17 protein-coding genes are annotated in these 17,346 nt (G+C 66.0%); 10 read left to right on the forward strand and 7 right to left on the reverse strand.

The window, feature by feature from the left end; all coding sequences use genetic code 11:
• Positions 1-19: 19 nt before the first annotated feature.
• The 4 genes from J2X38_RS22425 to J2X38_RS22440 all read right to left on the reverse strand — a co-directional run bounded on the left by J2X38_RS22425 (position 20) and on the right by J2X38_RS22440 (position 2,665).
• Positions 20-616, reverse strand: coding sequence for a GntR family transcriptional regulator (locus J2X38_RS22425; RefSeq protein ID WP_058818186.1), 597 nt, complete (start codon positions 614-616; stop codon positions 20-22).
• Entirely contained in the window at positions 613-1,479 is an 867-nt protein-coding gene (locus tag J2X38_RS22430; protein ID WP_058818185.1) for a phytanoyl-CoA dioxygenase family protein, read from the reverse strand. Before J2X38_RS22430 ends, J2X38_RS22425 begins: the two co-directional genes overlap by 4 nt.
• Positions 1,476-2,102: an acyl-homoserine-lactone synthase gene (locus tag J2X38_RS22435; protein ID WP_053556400.1), complete on the reverse strand. Its 627-nt coding sequence runs from the start codon at positions 2,100-2,102 to the stop codon at positions 1,476-1,478. Before J2X38_RS22435 ends, J2X38_RS22430 begins: the two co-directional genes overlap by 4 nt.
• Positions 2,103-2,248: 146 nt before the next feature.
• On the reverse strand, positions 2,249-2,665 hold the full coding sequence (locus J2X38_RS22440) for a helix-turn-helix domain-containing protein (RefSeq protein ID WP_053555753.1): 417 nt from the start codon (positions 2,663-2,665) through the stop codon (positions 2,249-2,251).
• A 77-nt stretch (positions 2,666-2,742) separates the two neighbouring features.
• On the opposite strand from J2X38_RS22440, the gene J2X38_RS22445 reads away from it, so the two are divergent.
• Both J2X38_RS22445 and J2X38_RS22450 read left to right on the forward strand, forming a co-directional pair.
• On the forward strand, positions 2,743-3,093 hold the full coding sequence (locus tag J2X38_RS22445; RefSeq protein ID WP_053555752.1) for a mercuric transporter MerT family protein: 351 nt from the start codon (positions 2,743-2,745) through the stop codon (positions 3,091-3,093).
• Positions 3,086-3,310 (forward strand): GDCCVxC domain-containing (seleno)protein, encoded by a 225-nt coding sequence (locus tag J2X38_RS22450; protein WP_053555751.1) that lies wholly within the window; start codon positions 3,086-3,088, stop codon positions 3,308-3,310. Before J2X38_RS22445 ends, J2X38_RS22450 begins: the two co-directional genes overlap by 8 nt.
• A gap of 81 nt (positions 3,311-3,391) precedes the next feature.
• Here the strand turns inward: J2X38_RS22450 and J2X38_RS22455 are convergent, their stop codons facing one another.
• Positions 3,392-4,126 carry a LuxR family transcriptional regulator gene (locus J2X38_RS22455; protein ID WP_053555750.1) on the reverse strand — a complete coding sequence of 245 codons (735 nt, stop codon included), beginning with the start codon at positions 4,124-4,126 and terminating at the stop codon, positions 3,392-3,394.
• A gap of 488 nt (positions 4,127-4,614) precedes the next feature.
• On the opposite strand from J2X38_RS22455, the gene J2X38_RS22460 reads away from it, so the two are divergent.
• The 7 genes from J2X38_RS22460 to J2X38_RS22490 all read left to right on the forward strand — a co-directional run bounded on the left by J2X38_RS22460 (position 4,615) and on the right by J2X38_RS22490 (position 14,676).
• On the forward strand, positions 4,615-5,037 hold the full coding sequence (locus J2X38_RS22460; RefSeq protein ID WP_053555749.1) for a DUF2958 domain-containing protein: 423 nt from the start codon (positions 4,615-4,617) through the stop codon (positions 5,035-5,037).
• Positions 5,038-5,138: 101 nt separating this feature from the next.
• On the forward strand, positions 5,139-7,247 hold the full coding sequence (locus J2X38_RS22465) for a ParB/RepB/Spo0J family partition protein (RefSeq protein WP_310257560.1): 2,109 nt from the start codon (positions 5,139-5,141) through the stop codon (positions 7,245-7,247).
• Positions 7,248-7,396: 149 nt separating this feature from the next.
• The gene (locus J2X38_RS22470; protein ID WP_058818215.1) at positions 7,397-7,888 is read left to right on the forward strand and encodes a hypothetical protein; all 492 of its coding nucleotides are present in this window, start codon (positions 7,397-7,399) and stop codon (positions 7,886-7,888) included.
• Positions 7,881-8,387 (forward strand): hypothetical protein, encoded by a 507-nt coding sequence (locus tag J2X38_RS22475; protein ID WP_058818183.1) that lies wholly within the window; start codon positions 7,881-7,883, stop codon positions 8,385-8,387. The genes J2X38_RS22470 and J2X38_RS22475 overlap by 8 nt, the downstream gene beginning before the upstream one ends.
• A 144-nt stretch (positions 8,388-8,531) precedes the next feature.
• Positions 8,532-9,176, forward strand: coding sequence for a hypothetical protein (locus J2X38_RS22480; protein ID WP_058818182.1), 645 nt, complete (start codon positions 8,532-8,534; stop codon positions 9,174-9,176).
• A 92-nt stretch (positions 9,177-9,268) separates the two neighbouring features.
• A complete protein-coding gene (locus J2X38_RS22485) occupies positions 9,269-13,627 on the forward strand; it encodes a strawberry notch family protein (protein WP_058818181.1) in 4,359 nt (1,452 codons plus the stop codon).
• An 11-nt stretch (positions 13,628-13,638) separates the two neighbouring features.
• Positions 13,639-14,676: a toprim domain-containing protein gene (locus tag J2X38_RS22490; RefSeq protein WP_058818180.1), complete on the forward strand. Its 1,038-nt coding sequence runs from the start codon at positions 13,639-13,641 to the stop codon at positions 14,674-14,676.
• A gap of 49 nt (positions 14,677-14,725) precedes the next feature.
• Here the strand turns inward: J2X38_RS22490 and J2X38_RS22495 are convergent, their stop codons facing one another.
• Complete coding sequence (locus J2X38_RS22495; RefSeq protein ID WP_310257566.1) at positions 14,726-15,415, reverse strand: RES family NAD+ phosphorylase; 690 nt, start codon at positions 15,413-15,415, stop codon at positions 14,726-14,728.
• Between the two features lie 4 nt (positions 15,416-15,419).
• On the reverse strand, positions 15,420-15,803 hold the full coding sequence (locus J2X38_RS22500; protein WP_286750102.1) for an antitoxin Xre-like helix-turn-helix domain-containing protein: 384 nt from the start codon (positions 15,801-15,803) through the stop codon (positions 15,420-15,422).
• Positions 15,804-16,356: 553 nt separating this feature from the next.
• On the opposite strand from J2X38_RS22500, the gene J2X38_RS22505 reads away from it, so the two are divergent.
• Positions 16,357-17,298: a DUF2493 domain-containing protein gene (locus tag J2X38_RS22505; RefSeq protein ID WP_286750103.1), complete on the forward strand. Its 942-nt coding sequence runs from the start codon at positions 16,357-16,359 to the stop codon at positions 17,296-17,298.
• Positions 17,299-17,346: the final 48 nt, after the last annotated feature.

The following is a 17,346-nucleotide window of genomic DNA, read 5'->3' on the forward strand; positions in this document are numbered from 1 at the left end:
TTGGGCACCGGGTCTGGCACTATGACGCGCCTCCAAGCAGCCGCGCATAGCTGGCCGCTTCGCCGGCGCGGCGTTCGTGATAGCGGAGCAGAAGGTTGCGCGTCTCATGCGGCGGGCCGCTTGTCAGCGCGGCCGCGAGCGCATCCAGTTCGGCGACTGTTTCGCCGACAAGCTGTTCGTCGAGGTGCCGCGCCAGATGGAGGCGGTCGCCGAGCGCGGTGATGCTCGCGACCAGTTCGCCATTGCCCGACCGCGCTGCCATTTCGATGAACAGTCCGGCGGTTCGATCGGGATAGTCGCCATCCTGCGGAGCCGGCGTCGCGCGCCCGCGCGGGGTCGTCGCAAGCGCAGCGAGCAGCAGGATGAGATGGAGTTCGAGCATGTCGCGATACTCGGTCTCGGACAGGCGATGCGCGTGAAACCCGTCGCCATGGCTGAAATCGACCATGCGCTCGCCCGCCAGTCGGTAGAGGCAATCACGCACCGGCGTCACGCTGACCCCGAGCTGATCGGCGATCTTCGCCGATTCCAGCCGGCTGCCAGGCACCCAGCCGCCGGCCATCAGCCGGCGCTTGATCGCTTCATAAGTTGGCTCGACGACATGCGCGGGGCTCATGCGCCGTTCCGCTCGGCCGCCGCGAACTCTGCGAGCATCGCCATCTGGTCGGGACGCAGCCCATCGACCGCGCCGATATGCTCCGGGATATCGCCTCCGAGGAGTAACGAAGGGCATTGGCCTTCATAATTGCCGAGATTGGGACGGTGCTGGCGATAGCCCGCGAGCGCGGCAAGCTCGCGCGGGAAGCCGCGCGCGATCTCGGGGGGATAGGCGAGCCATAAATTCTCATAAGGTTTGAGCCAGCCGAGGCTGTAGCCGATCACGACACCGCGCCGCACCTGGTCGGTGATATTGGCGCCGGCGCCATGCGCGGTCGAGCCCAGAAAGCAGATCGCGGCGCCCGGGTCGCACGCAGCGATGATCGGCTCGCCGGGGTCGATCTTCGCCATGCCCTCCGCGCCATGGCTGTGAGGATAGATGTGCGTTGCGCCATTGTCCGCGGTGAAGGGGGTGAGCGGCCAGATGACATTGAGCAGATATTCGTGCGCGCCTTTTTCTCCCGCCCACATGTCATGGTCGCGGTGTGGAAACTGCCGGATCTCGCCCGGATGGATTTCGATCGCCTGCGCGACATTGAGCTGGATGCTCTCGCAGGCGTCGCCGAGAATGGATTCGACCGCCGCGAGGATTGTCGGTTCGAGCGCCAGTGCCTGCGCCCAGACCGAGCGCTTCATCAGGGCGCCGAATCTTTTGGTGCGGTGACCGTAGAAGTCGCCGCGCCCGAACGGTGTCGCGGCGAAGACCGGATCGAGATCGGCGTCGAGCGCCCCAATCGCATCCGGCGGCATCAGGTCGGGGACGATGCAGTATCCCGTCTCGCGCAGTTCCCGGGCAAGATCATCGGACGCAAGACCGGTCATGCTTCCGCCTCCCCATCGTCGTCGGCGAGGCGGAACGAGAGCGGCGCATAGACGCCGCCGCGCTTGAGGTCGTCGAGCACATGCGCGTCGATATGGATGTGCAATGCCATCAATCTCCCACCCGGATCCGCGGCCTTCGGCCCGAGCGCGTCGCATCTCCAGCCGAACTCCCGGACCTGATCGAACCAGCATAGGTCGGCGACGCCGGTATAATCGGTGATGCCTTCGCGCAGCGCATGCTCTGCAAGGGCGGTCACCAGCTGGTCGCGCGCGGCGCGGCGCGATGCTGCGTCCTGGTCCCGGTCGAGGCAGAAGCGGCTGATCTCGCACACGGTGGGGCCGCGCGGCACGTCGCCGGCGCACAGATGCGCAAAATGATCGCCAAGGAGATGTGCGCCCTCGGTCGGGAGCAGCCGCGCCGAGGCGCGGTGGCGGCCATCGGCGTCGAGCAGGATGAGATAGCGCGCCGCCGGCGTGTCGAAATGGTCGAGCTCATATTGGCCGGCGAGTACTGGCAGGTCCCATTTGAGCAGGTCGATGAAGACGCTCTTGCGCGCGGCGAACATGGCGCGCAGCGCCGCGTTCCCGGGCGCGGCGGGCGCCCGCGGGGTCGTGTCGATCATGATGATTCCTCGGCTGTTGGTGCCGGGAATCAAATCATTTTCCGTGGACTGCGCGTATCCCCAGATATGAGGATGATCCGCGCGATTCCAGAAGCTCTTGATAGTTGAGCCTGTCGCTCGTCGTCACGCGGGTGTCATCCGGACGATCAGCCGTGCGGTGTACCGGCCCGAAGCGTCTGGAGCAGCGGACAGGCGGGATCGTCGCCGGCCTCGCAAGCCCGTACCGAAGCGGCGAGGACACGCTCCATCCGCTTGAGATCGGCGATCTTCGCGCGCACATCCGCAAGGTGCGACGAGGCGACGTCGCGCACCTCGGCGCAGGCAGCCTGGCCTCCAGTCGCGAGTTGGAGCAGCGCCCGCACCTCGTCGAGGGTGAAACCGAGCTCTCGGGCCCGGCGCACGAAGCCGAGGCGCCCTACATCCTCCTCGCCATAGTTGCGGTAGCGACCGCGCCGGAGCGGAACGTCGAGGACGCCGATCCGCTCATAATAGCGGATCGTTTCGATGTTGCAGCCTGTGCGGCGCGAGAGTTCGCCGATCTGCATCGCTCTGGTTGCGGCCATCGCAAAAATACCTCTTGAGTCTGTAGCTGCTACAGATGCTACGGCGTCCCCTCACACCGCACAAGGAACCGATCCCAATGCAGAATCGCCCCAAGGGTATCGACGCCGGCGCGTTCACCTTAGCCGGCATCGCCGCGGCTTTCGGCGTTGCATCCTGTTGCGCGCTGCCCTTCCTGCTGGCCTCTGCGGGGATCGGAGCCGCATGGCTCGGCGGCATCGCGATGGTCGCCATGCCCTATCGCACGCCGCTTCTTCTGATCGGGGCGGCATGCCTCATTCTCGGCGCCTTCCTGCTGTTCCGCCAGCAGCGCGCGGCCGCGCGCTGTGGCCCCGGCGGTGCCTGCACGCCCCGCTGGGTGCGCATCCTGACGCTTGCCGGCCTCCTGCTTGGCGCGGCGCTGCTGTGGGCGGGCTACCATTATGTCTGATGCCGGCCCCGACCTTCGTTCGACGATCACCTGTCCGCAGTGCGGCCATCGCGAGACGGAAACGATGCCGACCGACGCCTGTCAGTTCTTCTATGACTGCAAGGGCTGCGGTGCCGTGCTGAGGCCCGAGCCCGGCGACTGCTGCGTGTTCTGCTCCTATGGAACCACGCCCTGCCCGCCGATCCAGATCGGAGGCAAGGGCGCGTGCTGCGACTGAGCGGCACGCCCTTGCCTCGGCTGTCATTCCGGGCGTGCCTGCCTCCTTGCTGAATTTCCGGACAAGTCGTCGTTGACGCGGTCAGCGCGCGTGCCACCAGTCATAGACGTCCCCGAATCCGATGAGGCCATCGAACAGCGCGCAGAGGGTCAGCATCTGGCCGCAATGCACGTCATAGCGGTCGCGCGCGGTCTTGAGATGCTGGACGACCGTCACTTCGCCGATCCCGAGAATGACCGCCACTTCGGCCGCGGTCTTGCCGCGTGCGGTCCATAATACGCACTCGCGCTGCCGTTCGCTCAGCGTCGCTTTGCTTTTTAGCGGCACGGCGCCGACGAGCTGGCGTGCCGAGACGATCGCGAGCGCGCCGATGATTTCGGCAATGCGGAGCATATCGTCCTGAAGCTCGCTTTGCGGGCGCAGGACGAAAGAGCAGGCGCCGCTGGCCTCGCCAGGGAGGTGGCGCGGCACCGTATAGCCGTCGGCGAGACCATATTCGCGGCCGACATGGAGCATTTGCCGGTCGCTGCGGGTCAGCGGGATGTAGCTTTCGATCTCGTCCCAGCGGAAGCCGGTCATCGACCGTTCGCCGGCGCGGCGCACCGGATCGGCACCGCCAAGATCGAAACCGACATAGACCTTGGCCCAGGCATCGGGGTAATTGTGAACCAGCAGGGATGCCGGCTCGGCATTGCCGCGCCGGTCATAGGCGAGCGCGAAATGGTCGAAGCCGAGGCGCATCGATGCGCGCGCGAGGGCTTCGAAGAGCCCGTCCTCATTCGTCGCCGTGGAAATTTCGAGGGCGAGTTCCTCCATCAAACAAAAATGCTTCACTGTGACCGTCCGGTCGCCGGCACGTTCCCAACCCGTCGATCCCGCGAGCCGCTCCCTGGGTCGCCGGTCCCGGTTCCTCTCCGGCACGGACGACAGATGGGACATTATGCGACTGGTCCCGGCCCTCGGCGAGGCGGGCTTTTGCCCTGGCCCCTGCTGCGCGACGGCGATCGCCTCCCGGTCCTAATCGATTGGCCGGAAACGGGAAAGGCGCGGGCCCCGGAAAATTGGCCCCAGATCTGCATCTATATTCCGGTCGCCGGACGGTGCCGCGGGGCGCCGGAAAGAGAGCGAGAGGAAGGCACGGGTCCTGGTGAGCGGATCGAAGGAGGCGGGAGTGGCCCTGCCTCCGGTCCGCCGCGGAGACCTTGCATGACATATCATCCCTTCTTCCTGCCCCGGGCGCTCGCGCGGCCCGGCGTCCGCCCGGCCGGCATGTACGCCCCAACCCTGGCGGGCAGGGCGGCGACATGAAACTCCTGACCCCCGATCTCGCGGCGCACCTGCGCGCCAACGACGCGGCCCGTCGTGCAGCCGTCGCGCGCGGCGGGCGCGAGCCCGATCCGGCGCCCGTCGTGCGCTTCTTCAACCCGGTGGGATCGGCGACCTGGCTCGCGACCGAGATGGACGAGGACGGCATATTGTTCGGCCTTGCCGACCTTGGCTTCGGATGCCCCGAGCTCGGCAGCTTCGCGCTGGCCGAACTCGAAGCGGTCCGGCTGCCGTTCGGCCTTGGTATCGAGCGTGATCTCGGCTTCACGCCGCATCATCCGCTCTCGGTCTATGCCGCGGCGGCTCGCAGCGCGGGCTCGATCCTGCTCGGCGAGCGGCGTTTGCGCGAAGCGGCAGCGCGGATGAGCGGGCGTGGCTGCCGGATTTCCGGGTGCGGATAGGTCCGCCTGCGGCGGCCCCAAAGGGAGAGGAGGGCCGGGTTTTCGTGACGGGCTTGAAAGCCGGGAGAGTGTCTCGCGGCGGCCCGTCATGGAGAATGGCCATGGCCAGAACTGCCGCCAAAATCACCCTCAGCCCGTCGCGCGACATCCCGCTCGACCGGCTGGTCCTGTCGCAGTCCAATGTCCGGCGTGTGAAGGCCGGCGTGTCGATCGACGCGCTGGCCGACGACATCGACCGGCGCGGGCTGCTCCAGAGCCTCAACGTCCGGCCGCTGCTGGGTGCCGACGGCCAGGAAACCGGCCGGTATGAGATACCGGCCGGCGGGCGCCGCCACCGCGCGCTGGAACTGTTGGTGAAGCGCAAAAGGCTCGCGAAGGATGCGCCGATCCCCTGCGTCGTGCGCGCTGCCGACAATGATATCCTCGCCGAGGAGGACAGTCTCGCCGAAAACAGCTTTCGCGAGCAGCTTCATCCGCTCGACGAGTTTCGTGCGATGCTGGCGATGGTCGAGAAGGACACCGGCATCGAGGAAATCGCCGCGCACTTCCACACCACGCCGGCCGCGGTGCGCCAGCGGCTCAAGCTCGCGGGTGTCTCGCCGAAGCTTCACACCCTCTACGCCGACGATGCGATGACGCTCGACCAGCTGATGGCGTTCACCGTGTCGGAAGACCATGCGCGCCAGGAAGAGCTGTGGGACCAGCTCGAACACAGCTTCAACAAATCGGCGGCCTATATTCGGCAGAAGCTGACCGAGAACAGCGTGCGCGCCGCCGACAAACGGACATGCTTCGTCGGTCTGGGCGCCTATGTCGAAGCCGGTGGCGGCGTCGTGCGCGACCTGTTCGAAGCCGACGGCGGCGGCTGGCTCACCGATCCGGCGCTTCTCGATCGGCTGGTCGACGAGAAGCTGAAGGCGGAAGGCGAGCGCGTCCTTGCCGAGGGCTGGAAATGGGTGACGACCTCGATCGACCTGCCGTGGGACGCCACGCGCGGCCTCCGCGAAATCGACCGCGAGGTGACCCCGATGAGCGAGGACGAGCTGGCGCGCGTCGCCACGCTCGAGGCCGAAGCCGAGGAACTCGAGGGTGAATGGGCCGATGCCCCGGAGGTTCCGGCCGAGGTCCACGCGCGTCTCGATGCAGTCGAGACCGAGCTCGGTACGCTCGCGGACCGGCCGGAGCTGTTCGACCCGGCCGAAATGGCGATCGCCGGTGCCTTCGTCTCGATCGATCGCGATGGTTCGGTGCGGGTCGAGCGTGGATTCGTGAAGCCCGAGGACGAGCCGAAGGCGGAAGCGTCCGAAGACGAAGCGCATTCGGCCGCGGACGGCGATGCCCGGTCCGCCGGCCCGGACGCGGGCGGCGAAGCCGCGGTGTCGGCGGACGCCGGGGAGGACGAGGAGGTGGAGACACTCCGGCCCCTTCCCGATCGGCTCGTGTCGGATCTGACGGCGTGGCGCACGCTCGCGCTTCAGGACGCCTTCGCGCAGGATCCGGCGACCGCCTTCGCTTCGGTTCTCCATGCCCTGGTGCTCGGCTGCTTCTATTCGAGCAGCAGGGAAAGCTGCGTTCAGGTGTCGCCGAACCGCGTCTATTTCACCAACGCGCCGACCAATTTGCGCGATTGCGGCCCGGCGCAGGCGATCGACGCGCGCGCGGCCGAATGGAAGGAGCGGCTCCCGCAGTCGGACAAGGAGGTGTGGGACTATCTGCTGACGCTCGATGGCGAGGAGCAGACGAAGCTGTTCGCGCATTGTGCGTCGCTCTGCGTCAACGCGCAGGCCGAGATCGTGCCCAAATATGACAATGGCCGCATCTCGGCGCATGGCGTCGAGCGCCGGATCGCGCACAGCCATGTGCTGGCGCAGGCGGTGGGACTCGATGTGCTCGGCGCGGGCTGGCGTCCGACGGCCGACGGCTATTTCCGCAGCGTGACCAAGCCGCGGATCATCGCCGACGTCGCCGAAGCGCGGGGCGATAATTTTGCCCGGATGATCGACCATCTCAAAAAGGCCGATATGGCACGCGAGGCCGAGCGGCTGCTCGAAGACAGCGACTGGCTCCCGGCGCCGCTGCGTAATCCTGACCTTGAGCCCGCTCCGGTTCCGGATGCGGCGAATGATGACGCCGGGGGCGCACTTCCGCCGGGTCTCGCCGACGCGCTCAATGACGATGTCGCGGGCGGCGATGTCGTCGCGGCCGAATAGCCGCCGCGGGCCAGGACGGCCCATCCCGATCCCAAATTTGAAAGCCCGGCCGCGTGCCGGGCTTTCCTTCTTCTGGAGAATTGAAATGTCCAATCTTGCCAATCAACTGTCACCGGTGACGATGCCGGGCGCAGACCATGGAGGGCGTCATGGCTGACCGTGTTCCAGTTTCGATTACGATCGGCGGCTATGCCGACCAATCGACCTTCGCCGAGCTTGCGGGCCTGATCGCCATGGAGGGCCTGTCGACCGAATGGGATGGTCCGTCCTTCGAGCCCGGCCATCGCACCGTCGGCGAGGCGGTGTCGCTCTATGCCCATGAGGTTGCCTGGGGCCGGGTCGAAGCCCTCGAAAGCTTCTGTGCCGAGAAGGGGCTGCCTTTTGTTCGCTGGTCGGGGAGCTATCCCGGCGAATGGAGCGCCGAACGGATCGTCTTTCGCGGTGCCGGCTCGATCGATTCCTACATGGTCGACGAATCCGACCGCGTCATGATCGACCACTATCTGGTGAACGAGCGCGGGAGCATCGAGGCGGTCCTCGCCTATTTCGACGCGGCGGCCTTTATCGTGCCGCCGCTGGTGGTCGAGGGCGATCCCCCACCGGTGGATGCGGCTGCTGTGGAGGAGGCGCGTCATGGCTGACTATTTCTCCCAGACGGTCATCCAGCCCGATGTCCCGGTCGCGGCGATGACTGTGCTCGAGCGCAGGATCCTTGGCGAAATCTTCGAGCATGAGGATATGGGCGACGACGTCTATTTCTTCGCGAGCGCGGGTCCGAACGACTTTCTGTTCCTGTCGGTCGATGAGGCGAGGGCGCTGCTTGCGGAAAGCGAGGGTGTTCAAAGCTGCGCAGCCGAATTGGTCGAAAAGGAACTCGGCGAATGCGAAGCGGAGGCGACCGAACTTGAGATCGACATGTCGATGTTCGGCTATGAGACCATCCTCCAGGACATCGTCCGGCGATCGGAGACACTCGATCATTTGCAGGTGATGATGGCCTGGACCTGTTCGAAGATGCGCCCCGACGGCTTCGGCGGCATGGCCATCTTCATCACCGCCGACGACATCGACACGATGTCGACGACGGGCTTCCTCGAGGAGGCGCTTGGCCGGCTTCAGAGCGACCGTCCTACGGGATGATCGATCCAGTGCTGACAAACCGACGGAAAAGCCCGGCTCTGTGCCGGGCTTTTCCTTTTTGGGGAGGTAGGTCCTTGTTTGGGAGGCAGGCGTGTCCGCCTCCCTTTTTCCCACCTCTTCGACCCGTTCAAAGGAGGCAAGCCCATGCCCGAGATTGTCGAAACGACCATATATGGTCTCGAAGAGCTTTCCGAGCCGGCAAAGGACCGGGCCCGTGCATGGTATCGCGAGGGCGGCTTCGATTATGATTGGTACGATACGGTTTTCGACGATTTCGAGCGCATCTGCGACCTTGTCGGCGTCGAACTGGCGACGCAGCGGGTCCGGCTGTTCGGCGGCGGCACGCGCGCGCGAAGCTGCATCTGGTTTTCGGGCTTTGCGAGCCAGGGCGACGGTGCCTGCTTCGAGGGTGTCTATCGTTACGCCAAGGCTGCGCTGAAGAATATCCGCAGCTTTGCGCCGAAAGACGCCGAGCTTCATCGCATCGCGGGCGCGTTGCAGGCGGTCCAGCGCCGCAACTTCTATCGGCTATCGTCGGTCGTCGTGCACCGCGGCCGATATCATCACGAATATAGCATGGCGATCACCGTCGAGCGTGATGACCCGAGGATGCGGGAGATGACTGCGGATGCCGAGGATGAGATTGGCGAAGCGCTGCGCGATCTGGCGCGCTGGCTCTACCGGCAGCTCGAGCGCGAGTTCGATTATCTGAACTCCGATGAAGCCGTCGACGCGGCGATCCTGGCCAATGGCTATGGCTTCACCGAAGCCGGGGAACGCTTTGGCTGAGAGGGAGAGACGGGCCGGAAGGGGATAGCCCCAGGGTTCAGGAGAGAGCGCCTGGCGGCTGCCCTTCAACGCCTCTCCAGGATATTCCCGCCATGCGAACCATTTTGCCCGACGCCGCAGCCGGCGCCGCCCCCATTTCCTCATCTCTTTCCTCACCTGCAGCCACCCCGGCGGCGCGGCTCTTCGATGCGGCCCAGCGCCTGCTTCCGCTGCTTGAGGACGGAACGCCCTTCGACACCGGGCAGATCCGGATCGCGATGACGTCGGCCTACGGCCAGAAGGATGCCGAGGGCGCATGGGACTGGAAGATGGCCTATGACGCGTGCGAGGCGGCGCAGGTCCTGCTGCTGCGCCGCTATGGGCGCGCGCTGGCCGCGCGCAGCCGCTCGCCGCAGCGCCAGCTCGCGATGTGGCAGCGCATCGCGGCGCGTGTCCCGACCCAGACGCGGCGCTCCGAGGAAGGACAGTCCTTCCAGCAATTCTCGACCCCGCTGCCGCTCGCCTTTGTCGCCGCCTTCGCTGCCGCGATCCGGCCCGGCGATTGCGTGCTCGAGCCCTCGGCGGGGACGGGCATGCTCGCCGTGCATGCGGGTCTTGCGGGCGCGACGCTCGCGCTCAACGAATTCGCCGAACTGCGCGCGGGCCTGCTCGAGCTGCTTTTCGCGCCGACACCCGTCAGCCGTCACGATGCCGCGGCGATCGACGACCGGCTCGATCCGGCGGTTGTGCCCGATGTCGTTTTGATCAATCCGCCATTCTCCTCGCTCGTGAATGTCGACCGCAAGATGAAGGGCGCGGCGCTTCGCCATATCGCCTCGGCGCTGGCGCGTCTGAAAGACGGCGGCCGTCTCGTCGCGATCCTCGGCGCCGGCTGCTCACCCGAGGCGCCGGCATGGCGCGACGCCTTCATCCGCTTGCAGGAAAGCGGCACGCTTCGTTTCTCGGCGGCGATCACCGGCCAGGTCTTTTCGCGGCATGGCACGACGATCCCTACCCGCCTCATCGTGATCGACAAGATTCCCGCGGGCGATCCCGCGCAGCTTCTACAAAGCCGCGGTGAAGCGCCCGACCTTTCCACATTGCTCAAATGGGTCGAGGAGGATCTGCCGCCGCGCCCGGCACCGCCCGCTTTGCTCGCCGCAACGACGACGGTCGGGCCGGCCCGTACGGTCGCGAACATTGATCGCGCATGGGCCCCGGCTTCGGCAAAGGCTGCGCTGCCCGCCGATCCCGGCGTCGAGCTTGGCTATGAAATATTGGACTGGATGCCGCCCGAGGGCCAACTCGGCGACACCATCTACGAGCCCTATGCGCTCCAGTCGCTCCTCATTCCCGGCGCGAGGCCGCATCCCACCGCGCTGGTCCAGTCGGCCTCGATGGCATCGGTCGCGCCTCCCAAGCCTGTCTATCGACCGCATCTGCCGGCGCGGCTGGTCAGCGAAGGCATGCTGTCCGACGCGCAGCTCGAATCGATCATCTATGCGGGTGAGGCCCATGCCGGGCATCTCTCGGGCGCGTGGACGGTCGATGCCACCTGGGACGTCGTCGGCGCCGCATCCGATGACGCGGAAGGCGCGGTGCAGTTCCGGCGCGGCTGGTTCCTCGGCGACGGCACCGGCGCCGGCAAGGGCCGCCAGGTCGCGGGCATCATTCTCGACAATTGGTTGAAAGGGCGCCGCCGCGCGCTCTGGATCTCGAAGTCGGACAAGCTGCTCGAAGACGCCCAGCGCGACTGGTCGGCGTTGCAGCAGGAGAAACTGCTCGTCACCCCGCTGTCGCGCTTCCGCCAGGGGGCGCCGGTGAAGCTCGGCGAGGCCATTCTTTTCACCACCTATGCGACATTGCGTTCGCAGGGGCGCGAGGGGAAGGCGAGCCGGATCGAGCAGATCGTCGAATGGCTCGGCCGCGACTTCGATGGCGTCATCATCTTCGACGAGGCCCATGCGATGGCCAACGCCGCGGGCGGCAAGGGTGAGCGCGGCGATCAGAAGCCATCGCAGCAGGGGCGGGCCGGGCTTCGCCTCCAACATGCGCTTCCCGAGGCACGCATCGTCTATGTCTCGGCGACGGGGGCCACCACCGTGCAGAATCTCGCTTATGCCCAGCGCTTGGGTCTCTGGGGCGGCAGCGATTTCCCGTTCGTGTCACGGGCGGATTTCGTCGCGGCGATCGAGGACGGCGGGGTTGCGGCGATGGAAGTGCTCGCGCGCGACTTGAAGGCGCTCGGCCTCTACGCGTCGCGGTCGCTCTCCTTCGACGGCGTCGAATATGAACTGCTCGAACATGCGCTGACGGGCGAGCAACGGCGCATCTACGACAGCTATGCCGCCGCCTTCCAGGTCATCCACAACAATCTCGATGCCGCGATGGAGGCGGCGGGGGTGACGAGCGCCGAACATGGCACGCTCAACGCGCAGGCCAAGTCGGCGGCGCGATCGGCGTTCGAGAGCACCAAGCAGCGCTTTTTCAACCATCTCATCACCGCGATGCAGACGCCGAGCGCGATCGCGAGCATCGCGCGCGATCTCGAGGCGGGCCATGCGGCGGTCGTCCAGATTGTCTCGACCGGCGAGGCCTTGCAGGAGCGGCGGCTCGCCGAGATCCCGGCGGACGAGTGGAACGATGTGTCGGTCGACATCACGCCGCGCGAATATGTGCTCGATTATCTGGCATCGAGCTTCCCGGTCCAGCTGTTCGAACCCTGCACCGACGGCGACGGCAATCTTTCCTCGCGCCCGGCCTATGACGGCGATGGCAATATGATCGTCAGCCGCGAAGCCTGCCGCCGCCGCGATGCGATGATCGAGAAGCTGGCGAGCTTGCCCCCGGTGCCGGGCGCGCTCGACCAGATCGTCCAGCATTTCGGGGCCGACAAGGTGGCCGAGGTGACCGGGCGCTCGCGGCGGATCGTGCCGCGGGTCGGCGATGACGGTGACCTCCGTTTCGCGGTCGAAAACCGGCCTGGCAGCGCCAATATCGGCGAGACCCATGCCTTCATGGACGATGAGAAGCGAATTCTCGTCTTTTCGGAAGCCGGCGGCACCGGGCGGTCCTATCATGCCGACCTTGGCGCGAAGAACCAGCGCCGCCGCATCCATTATCTGCTCGAGGCGGGCTGGAAGGCCGATGCCGCGATCCAGGGGTTCGGACGCACGAACCGCACGAACCAGAAGCAGCCGCCGATGTTCCGCCCGGTATCGACCGACGTGAAGGCGCAGAAGCGCTTCATCTCGACGATCGCGCGGCGGCTCGACACGATGGGCGCGATCACGCGGGGGCAGCGGCAGACGGGCGGCCAGAATATGTTCAGCGCGCACGACAATCTGGAATCCTTCTATGCCCGCGACGCGCTCCGCCAGCTCTACATGCTGATCGTGCGCGGCAAGGTGGAGGGCTGTTCGCTGCTCAGCTTCGAGACCGCAACCGGGCTGTCGCTGCTCGATGCCGAAGGCGGGATTCGCGACGAACTGCCGCCGATCACGACCTTCCTCAACCGCATGCTCGCGCTCACCATCGACCTTCAGAATATATTGTTCGAGGCGTTCGAGGCGCTCCTCATCGCGCGGATCGAGGCGGCGGTGGCGGCGGGCAGCTATGAGGTCGGTCTCGAAACGCTGCGCGCCGAGAGTTTCGTCGTCACCGATCGCCGGACGATCTACACCCATCCCGGCACCGGCGCCGAGACCCAGCTTCTGACCATCGACCGGAGGGACCGCGTCGTCCCGCTCTCGCTCGGCAAGGCGCTCGATCTCGCACGGACCGAGGACGCGGCGTTGCTGGTGAACGGGCGTTCGGGCCGGGCAGCGGTCAAGCTGCGCGCGCGCAGCCTCATCGACGACGAGGGTGCGGTGCATCGCCGTTTCCGCCTGATCCGCCCGATGGAGACAGTGCTGATCCTCGCCGAGCAGTTCGGGGCGAGCCACTGGACTATCGTCGATGCGGAGGCGTTTACCGCGGCGTGGGAAGCCGAACTTGGAGAGCTTCCCGACTATGAGACCGGAACACTGCACATGGTCTCGGGGCTCCTGTTGCCGATCTGGCGCAGCCTGCCGAACGAGTCGACGCGGGTCTACCGGCTGCAAACCGATGCGGGCGAGCGCGTCATCGGCCGCCGCGTATCGCCCGCATGGGCCGCGCGGATCGTCGATGACGGGCCGCCGAAGCTGTCGGCCGAACAAGCCTGGTCGACGCTGCTTGCGGGCGAAGCCGTCCTTCACCTCGCTGAGGGTCAGCGCGTCGCGCGCGTCCGCTCGATGAACGATTGGCGGATCGAGCTCACCGGTTTCAACGATCTGGGGATCGAGCGCCTCAAGGCATTTGGCTTGATTTCGGAGATCGTCTCGTGGAAATTGAAGCTCTACGTGCCGGCAGGGGCTGCTGGCGCCGATGTGTTCGCGAAGCTCGTCGATCGGTTTCCGATTGAACGGGTCAGCGACCGCAAGGCCGCCTGAAGGAGCCCCGCATGGAAAGTCCAGCCCGTGAACTCGCGCGCCGTCTCGGTGAAAATGCCGAGGCGGTGTGCCGTCACTATCTCTCGAACGGTCGCCGTGAAGGCCATTATTGGCTGGTCGGCGATGTGCATAATGCGCCGGGGCGAAGTCTTTATGTCCGTCTCAGCGGTGACGACGGCAAGCCGCGCGCTGGAAAATGGACCGATGCGGCGACCGGCGACCATGGCGACTTGCTCGACATCATCGCCGCGAGCTGCACGCATATGAGCCTCGGCGAAACGCTTGCCGAGGCGCGGCGCTTCCTGAGCCTGCCTCCGCCTGACCTGGTGAAGCGCAACCCGCGTCCGCGGCGGGCGAGCCCGGGAAGCAGGGAGGCGGCCGCGCGGCTTTGGGCGGCTTCGAAACCCATCGCCGGGACGCTGGTGCCAATCTATCTCGCGGGCCGCGCTCTTCGGCGGGGCGGGGATTTGCCGGCGCTGCGATATCATCCGCATTGCTATTATCGCCGGTCCGAAGAGGATGCCCCATCGGTCAAGCCGGCATTCCCGGCGATAATCGCCGCTGTCACCGATTTGGACGGCTCGCTCATGGGCGTCCATCGCACCTGGCTCGATCCGGCACGGCCGGCCAAGGCGCCGGTGGCCTATCCGCGGCGCGCGATGGGACATCTTTTGGGGCATGGCGTTCGCTTCGGGCTGGCGGGAGAGGTCATGGCTTTCGGTGAGGGCATCGAGACCATGCTGTCATTGCGCGAGGTCGCGCCATCGCTGCCGCTCGTCGCCGGCCTCTCGGCGGCGCATCTCGCGGCGCTCCTGTTTCCGACAGGCTTGCGGCGCCTCTACGTCGCGCGCGACGATGATCCCGCGGGGCGCGCCGCTTGGGCCGCGCTGAACGAACGCGCCTTGCCGCTGGGCATCGCGGTCCACGCGCTTGAGCCGCAGCGCGACGATTTCAATACCGATCTCCGCCGCGTCGGCCCGGCGCGGCTGGCAGAAGGGCTGCGGTCGCAGTTGACGCCTGTCGATGCGGGGAGATTTCTTGGACGATGATGCCTGACAAAAACCGTTCGGCTTGGAGCCCGGACGCTATCGTGCCCTTTTACGTATCGAGGCTCTTCTTTTCATAGATGGTCGTGATGGCCGTGCCGTCCCACATATAGCAGAGATGCCGTTCCTGCCGGCAATTGGACAGGAGGCGCGGCCGGAAGGCGGCGGCGCATTCGCCGCCGGGATGGCGGACGCTCTGGTAGCGGATACCGTCCGAACCCGCATCGCGGAGCTCCGCCCCGAGCCCTTGCGCATGGATATAGCTGTCCGGATCGTAGAGATGCGCATGGCTGTCCGCGAGACCGCGAATGTCGTGGAGACTGGCCTCAAGGTCGATGGCATAGACGCGCATGTCGATCTCCTGGGCAGGCTCGTCGGTCGCGGTGAGGAATCTGGTGCGGTGATGCCGCGTTTCGGCGATCGCGGTGTCGAGCGTGTGGCCGGCGTAGAAGACGCCGAAGCTGCCGTCGGTAAAACGGCTGCCCTCGGGATTGAGATGGGTGAAGGCCGCCATGATCGGTGTCGTGCCGGGGCCCGAAACACGGTCCTCGGGCGGCACCAGCGCGAGTATGCCGACTTCGTCGCGGAGGCGATCGTTGGTCATCGCCTCGATCTGGAAGACCGCCTCGAGATCGTCCGGATCGGCGACCTTCTCGAACAGGCCGATCGGCGGGAAGCGGCTGGGGATGATGCGGTAGCAGGGCGACCAGCTCGTCGCCGTGACCGGAATGTCGAGCGGCATGGGCTTAGCCGCGCTGCCCGTCGATATATTGCCGCACGACATAAAGGTCCGAGACATTGCCCGACACCATCCGGTCGAGGGCGGACTTGCCGGCGAAGCTCTTCGCCTTGTTCGGCTTGCGGACCCACTCGTCCGCGGTCTGCGGCACGAGAATCTGCAAGCCTTTGTAGATGCCCATGACATAGGAAATCCGCTCGAGCGCATCCTTCGAAAGCGCCGCGACCTCGCCGCGTTTCCAATTATGCAGCGTCGAACGGCTGTCGAGCCCGAGGACCGCCATCTGCTCGCTTTCGCTGAGCTTCCACGCCTCGGCGATGTTGAAAAAGGTGCGCAGCGCCGGGCCGGTAAGATCCTTCCGGTCGATCGTCTTCGCTACGGCTGTTGCCATGTCGGGCTCCTTTCATGGTCCATATGTTCCGTTATTGTGCTAAAGTCAATATTTATACCGAATAGGAACATTCTTGGCCATGAGATCCCAGCCGCAGCGATGGCGATGTCCGAAAAACATATAGGAATTTCGGACACATTCGATCTCGCCGTATCGCTTTGCCGAGTATCTGGCCGTGCGCGCAGGCGAAACTCCTAATGGCGCGGCACCCATCACATTCTGCGTGCGCAGGGCCGCAGCGGCACGAGCGGCTCGCCATATCCGGATGGAGGTACAGGGCTTTTGCTATCTTCTTCCGGAAAGCTGCACCTCCGGCCTTCGCTGGAGGGCGACTGCGGCAGCGCGCGCGGGCCTCGCAATGGCTTGGCGTGCGGCTATTTTCCGCCGGGGCTCTGCCCCTTTGCATCGCGAGGCAAAATAGCCTTCGCCCGCCATCCTTCGCTGCGCTTCGGCCGCCCGGGCTCTGCCCGTGCGGTGCGGACCCGCACCCGCCGCCGCGGAGGCGTCGCCGCGAAGGCCGCGAGAGGCGCGGCCGCCAGATGCGAGAGATGACATGACCGACCTGTCCGACCTTCCCGAACACGGCGAACCGCATGAACCCGGCGCCAGCGCTTATCTTCTTCAGGAAATGCAGCTTTATGGTCACCGTCCCTATGACGACGAGCCCGATGGCAGGCCGCTTCCCGACGACCGGCTCGCCGGCGGTGCCGTCGCCGACATCTTCGACGCAATGGCGGGTTGCCTTGTCGATACCCGCATCGAGCCCGATCTCGAAGACCTGCTCTGGAACATCGTCAATATCTTTCACCGAGCCGGCGAGCGGATCGAACGCGACCTCGATCGCAATGAGCAGGCGCAGCGCGAGCAGCAGCGCGAGCAGGACGGCAGCGAAATCCGCTCGGTCGAACTCGAGCGCAAGATCGCGGAAGGCATCACGATGATCGAGCGCCGCGATACGATGGAATTTTTCCGCGAATGCGCCGCCGAGCAGTTCCGCCTTCATGTCCGCAAGGCGTGGATGCCGCGCACTGGATCGCGCGCGCAGCACAAGACCTTGACCGCCTCGATGATCGACAGCCGCGATTTTCTCGACAAGAGGCTGCGCGAAAAGGCCGCAGCATTGATCCCCGAAGGCACCCGTGTCGCCTTCAGCGGTGGTCCCGGCTGCAACGATCACCAGCATATCTGGGCTGCGCTCGACCGTATCCACGCCCGCCACCCCGACATGGTGCTCATGCATGGCGCCACCCCCACCGGGGCCGAACGTGCCGCCGCCTGCTGGGCCGACACCCGCCGCGTGCCTCAGGTCGCTTTCCGGCCTGACTGGAACCGCCACAAGAAGGCCGCGCCCTTCAAGCGCAACGACCGGATGATCGACGCGATGCCTGCCGGGCTGGTCGTCTTCTCGGGCACCGGCATCCAGGACAATCTCGTCGACAAGGCGCGCGCGTTCGGCATCCCCGTCTGGGATTTTCGCGTGCCGCCCGAAACTTGACGGCAAATTTGACTGCAACACCGCTTGCCATCGGGCGAGCGGACTTAC

This window comes from Sphingopyxis sp. BE235, from assembly GCF_031457175.1.
Classification (GTDB): domain Bacteria; phylum Pseudomonadota; class Alphaproteobacteria; order Sphingomonadales; family Sphingomonadaceae; genus Sphingopyxis.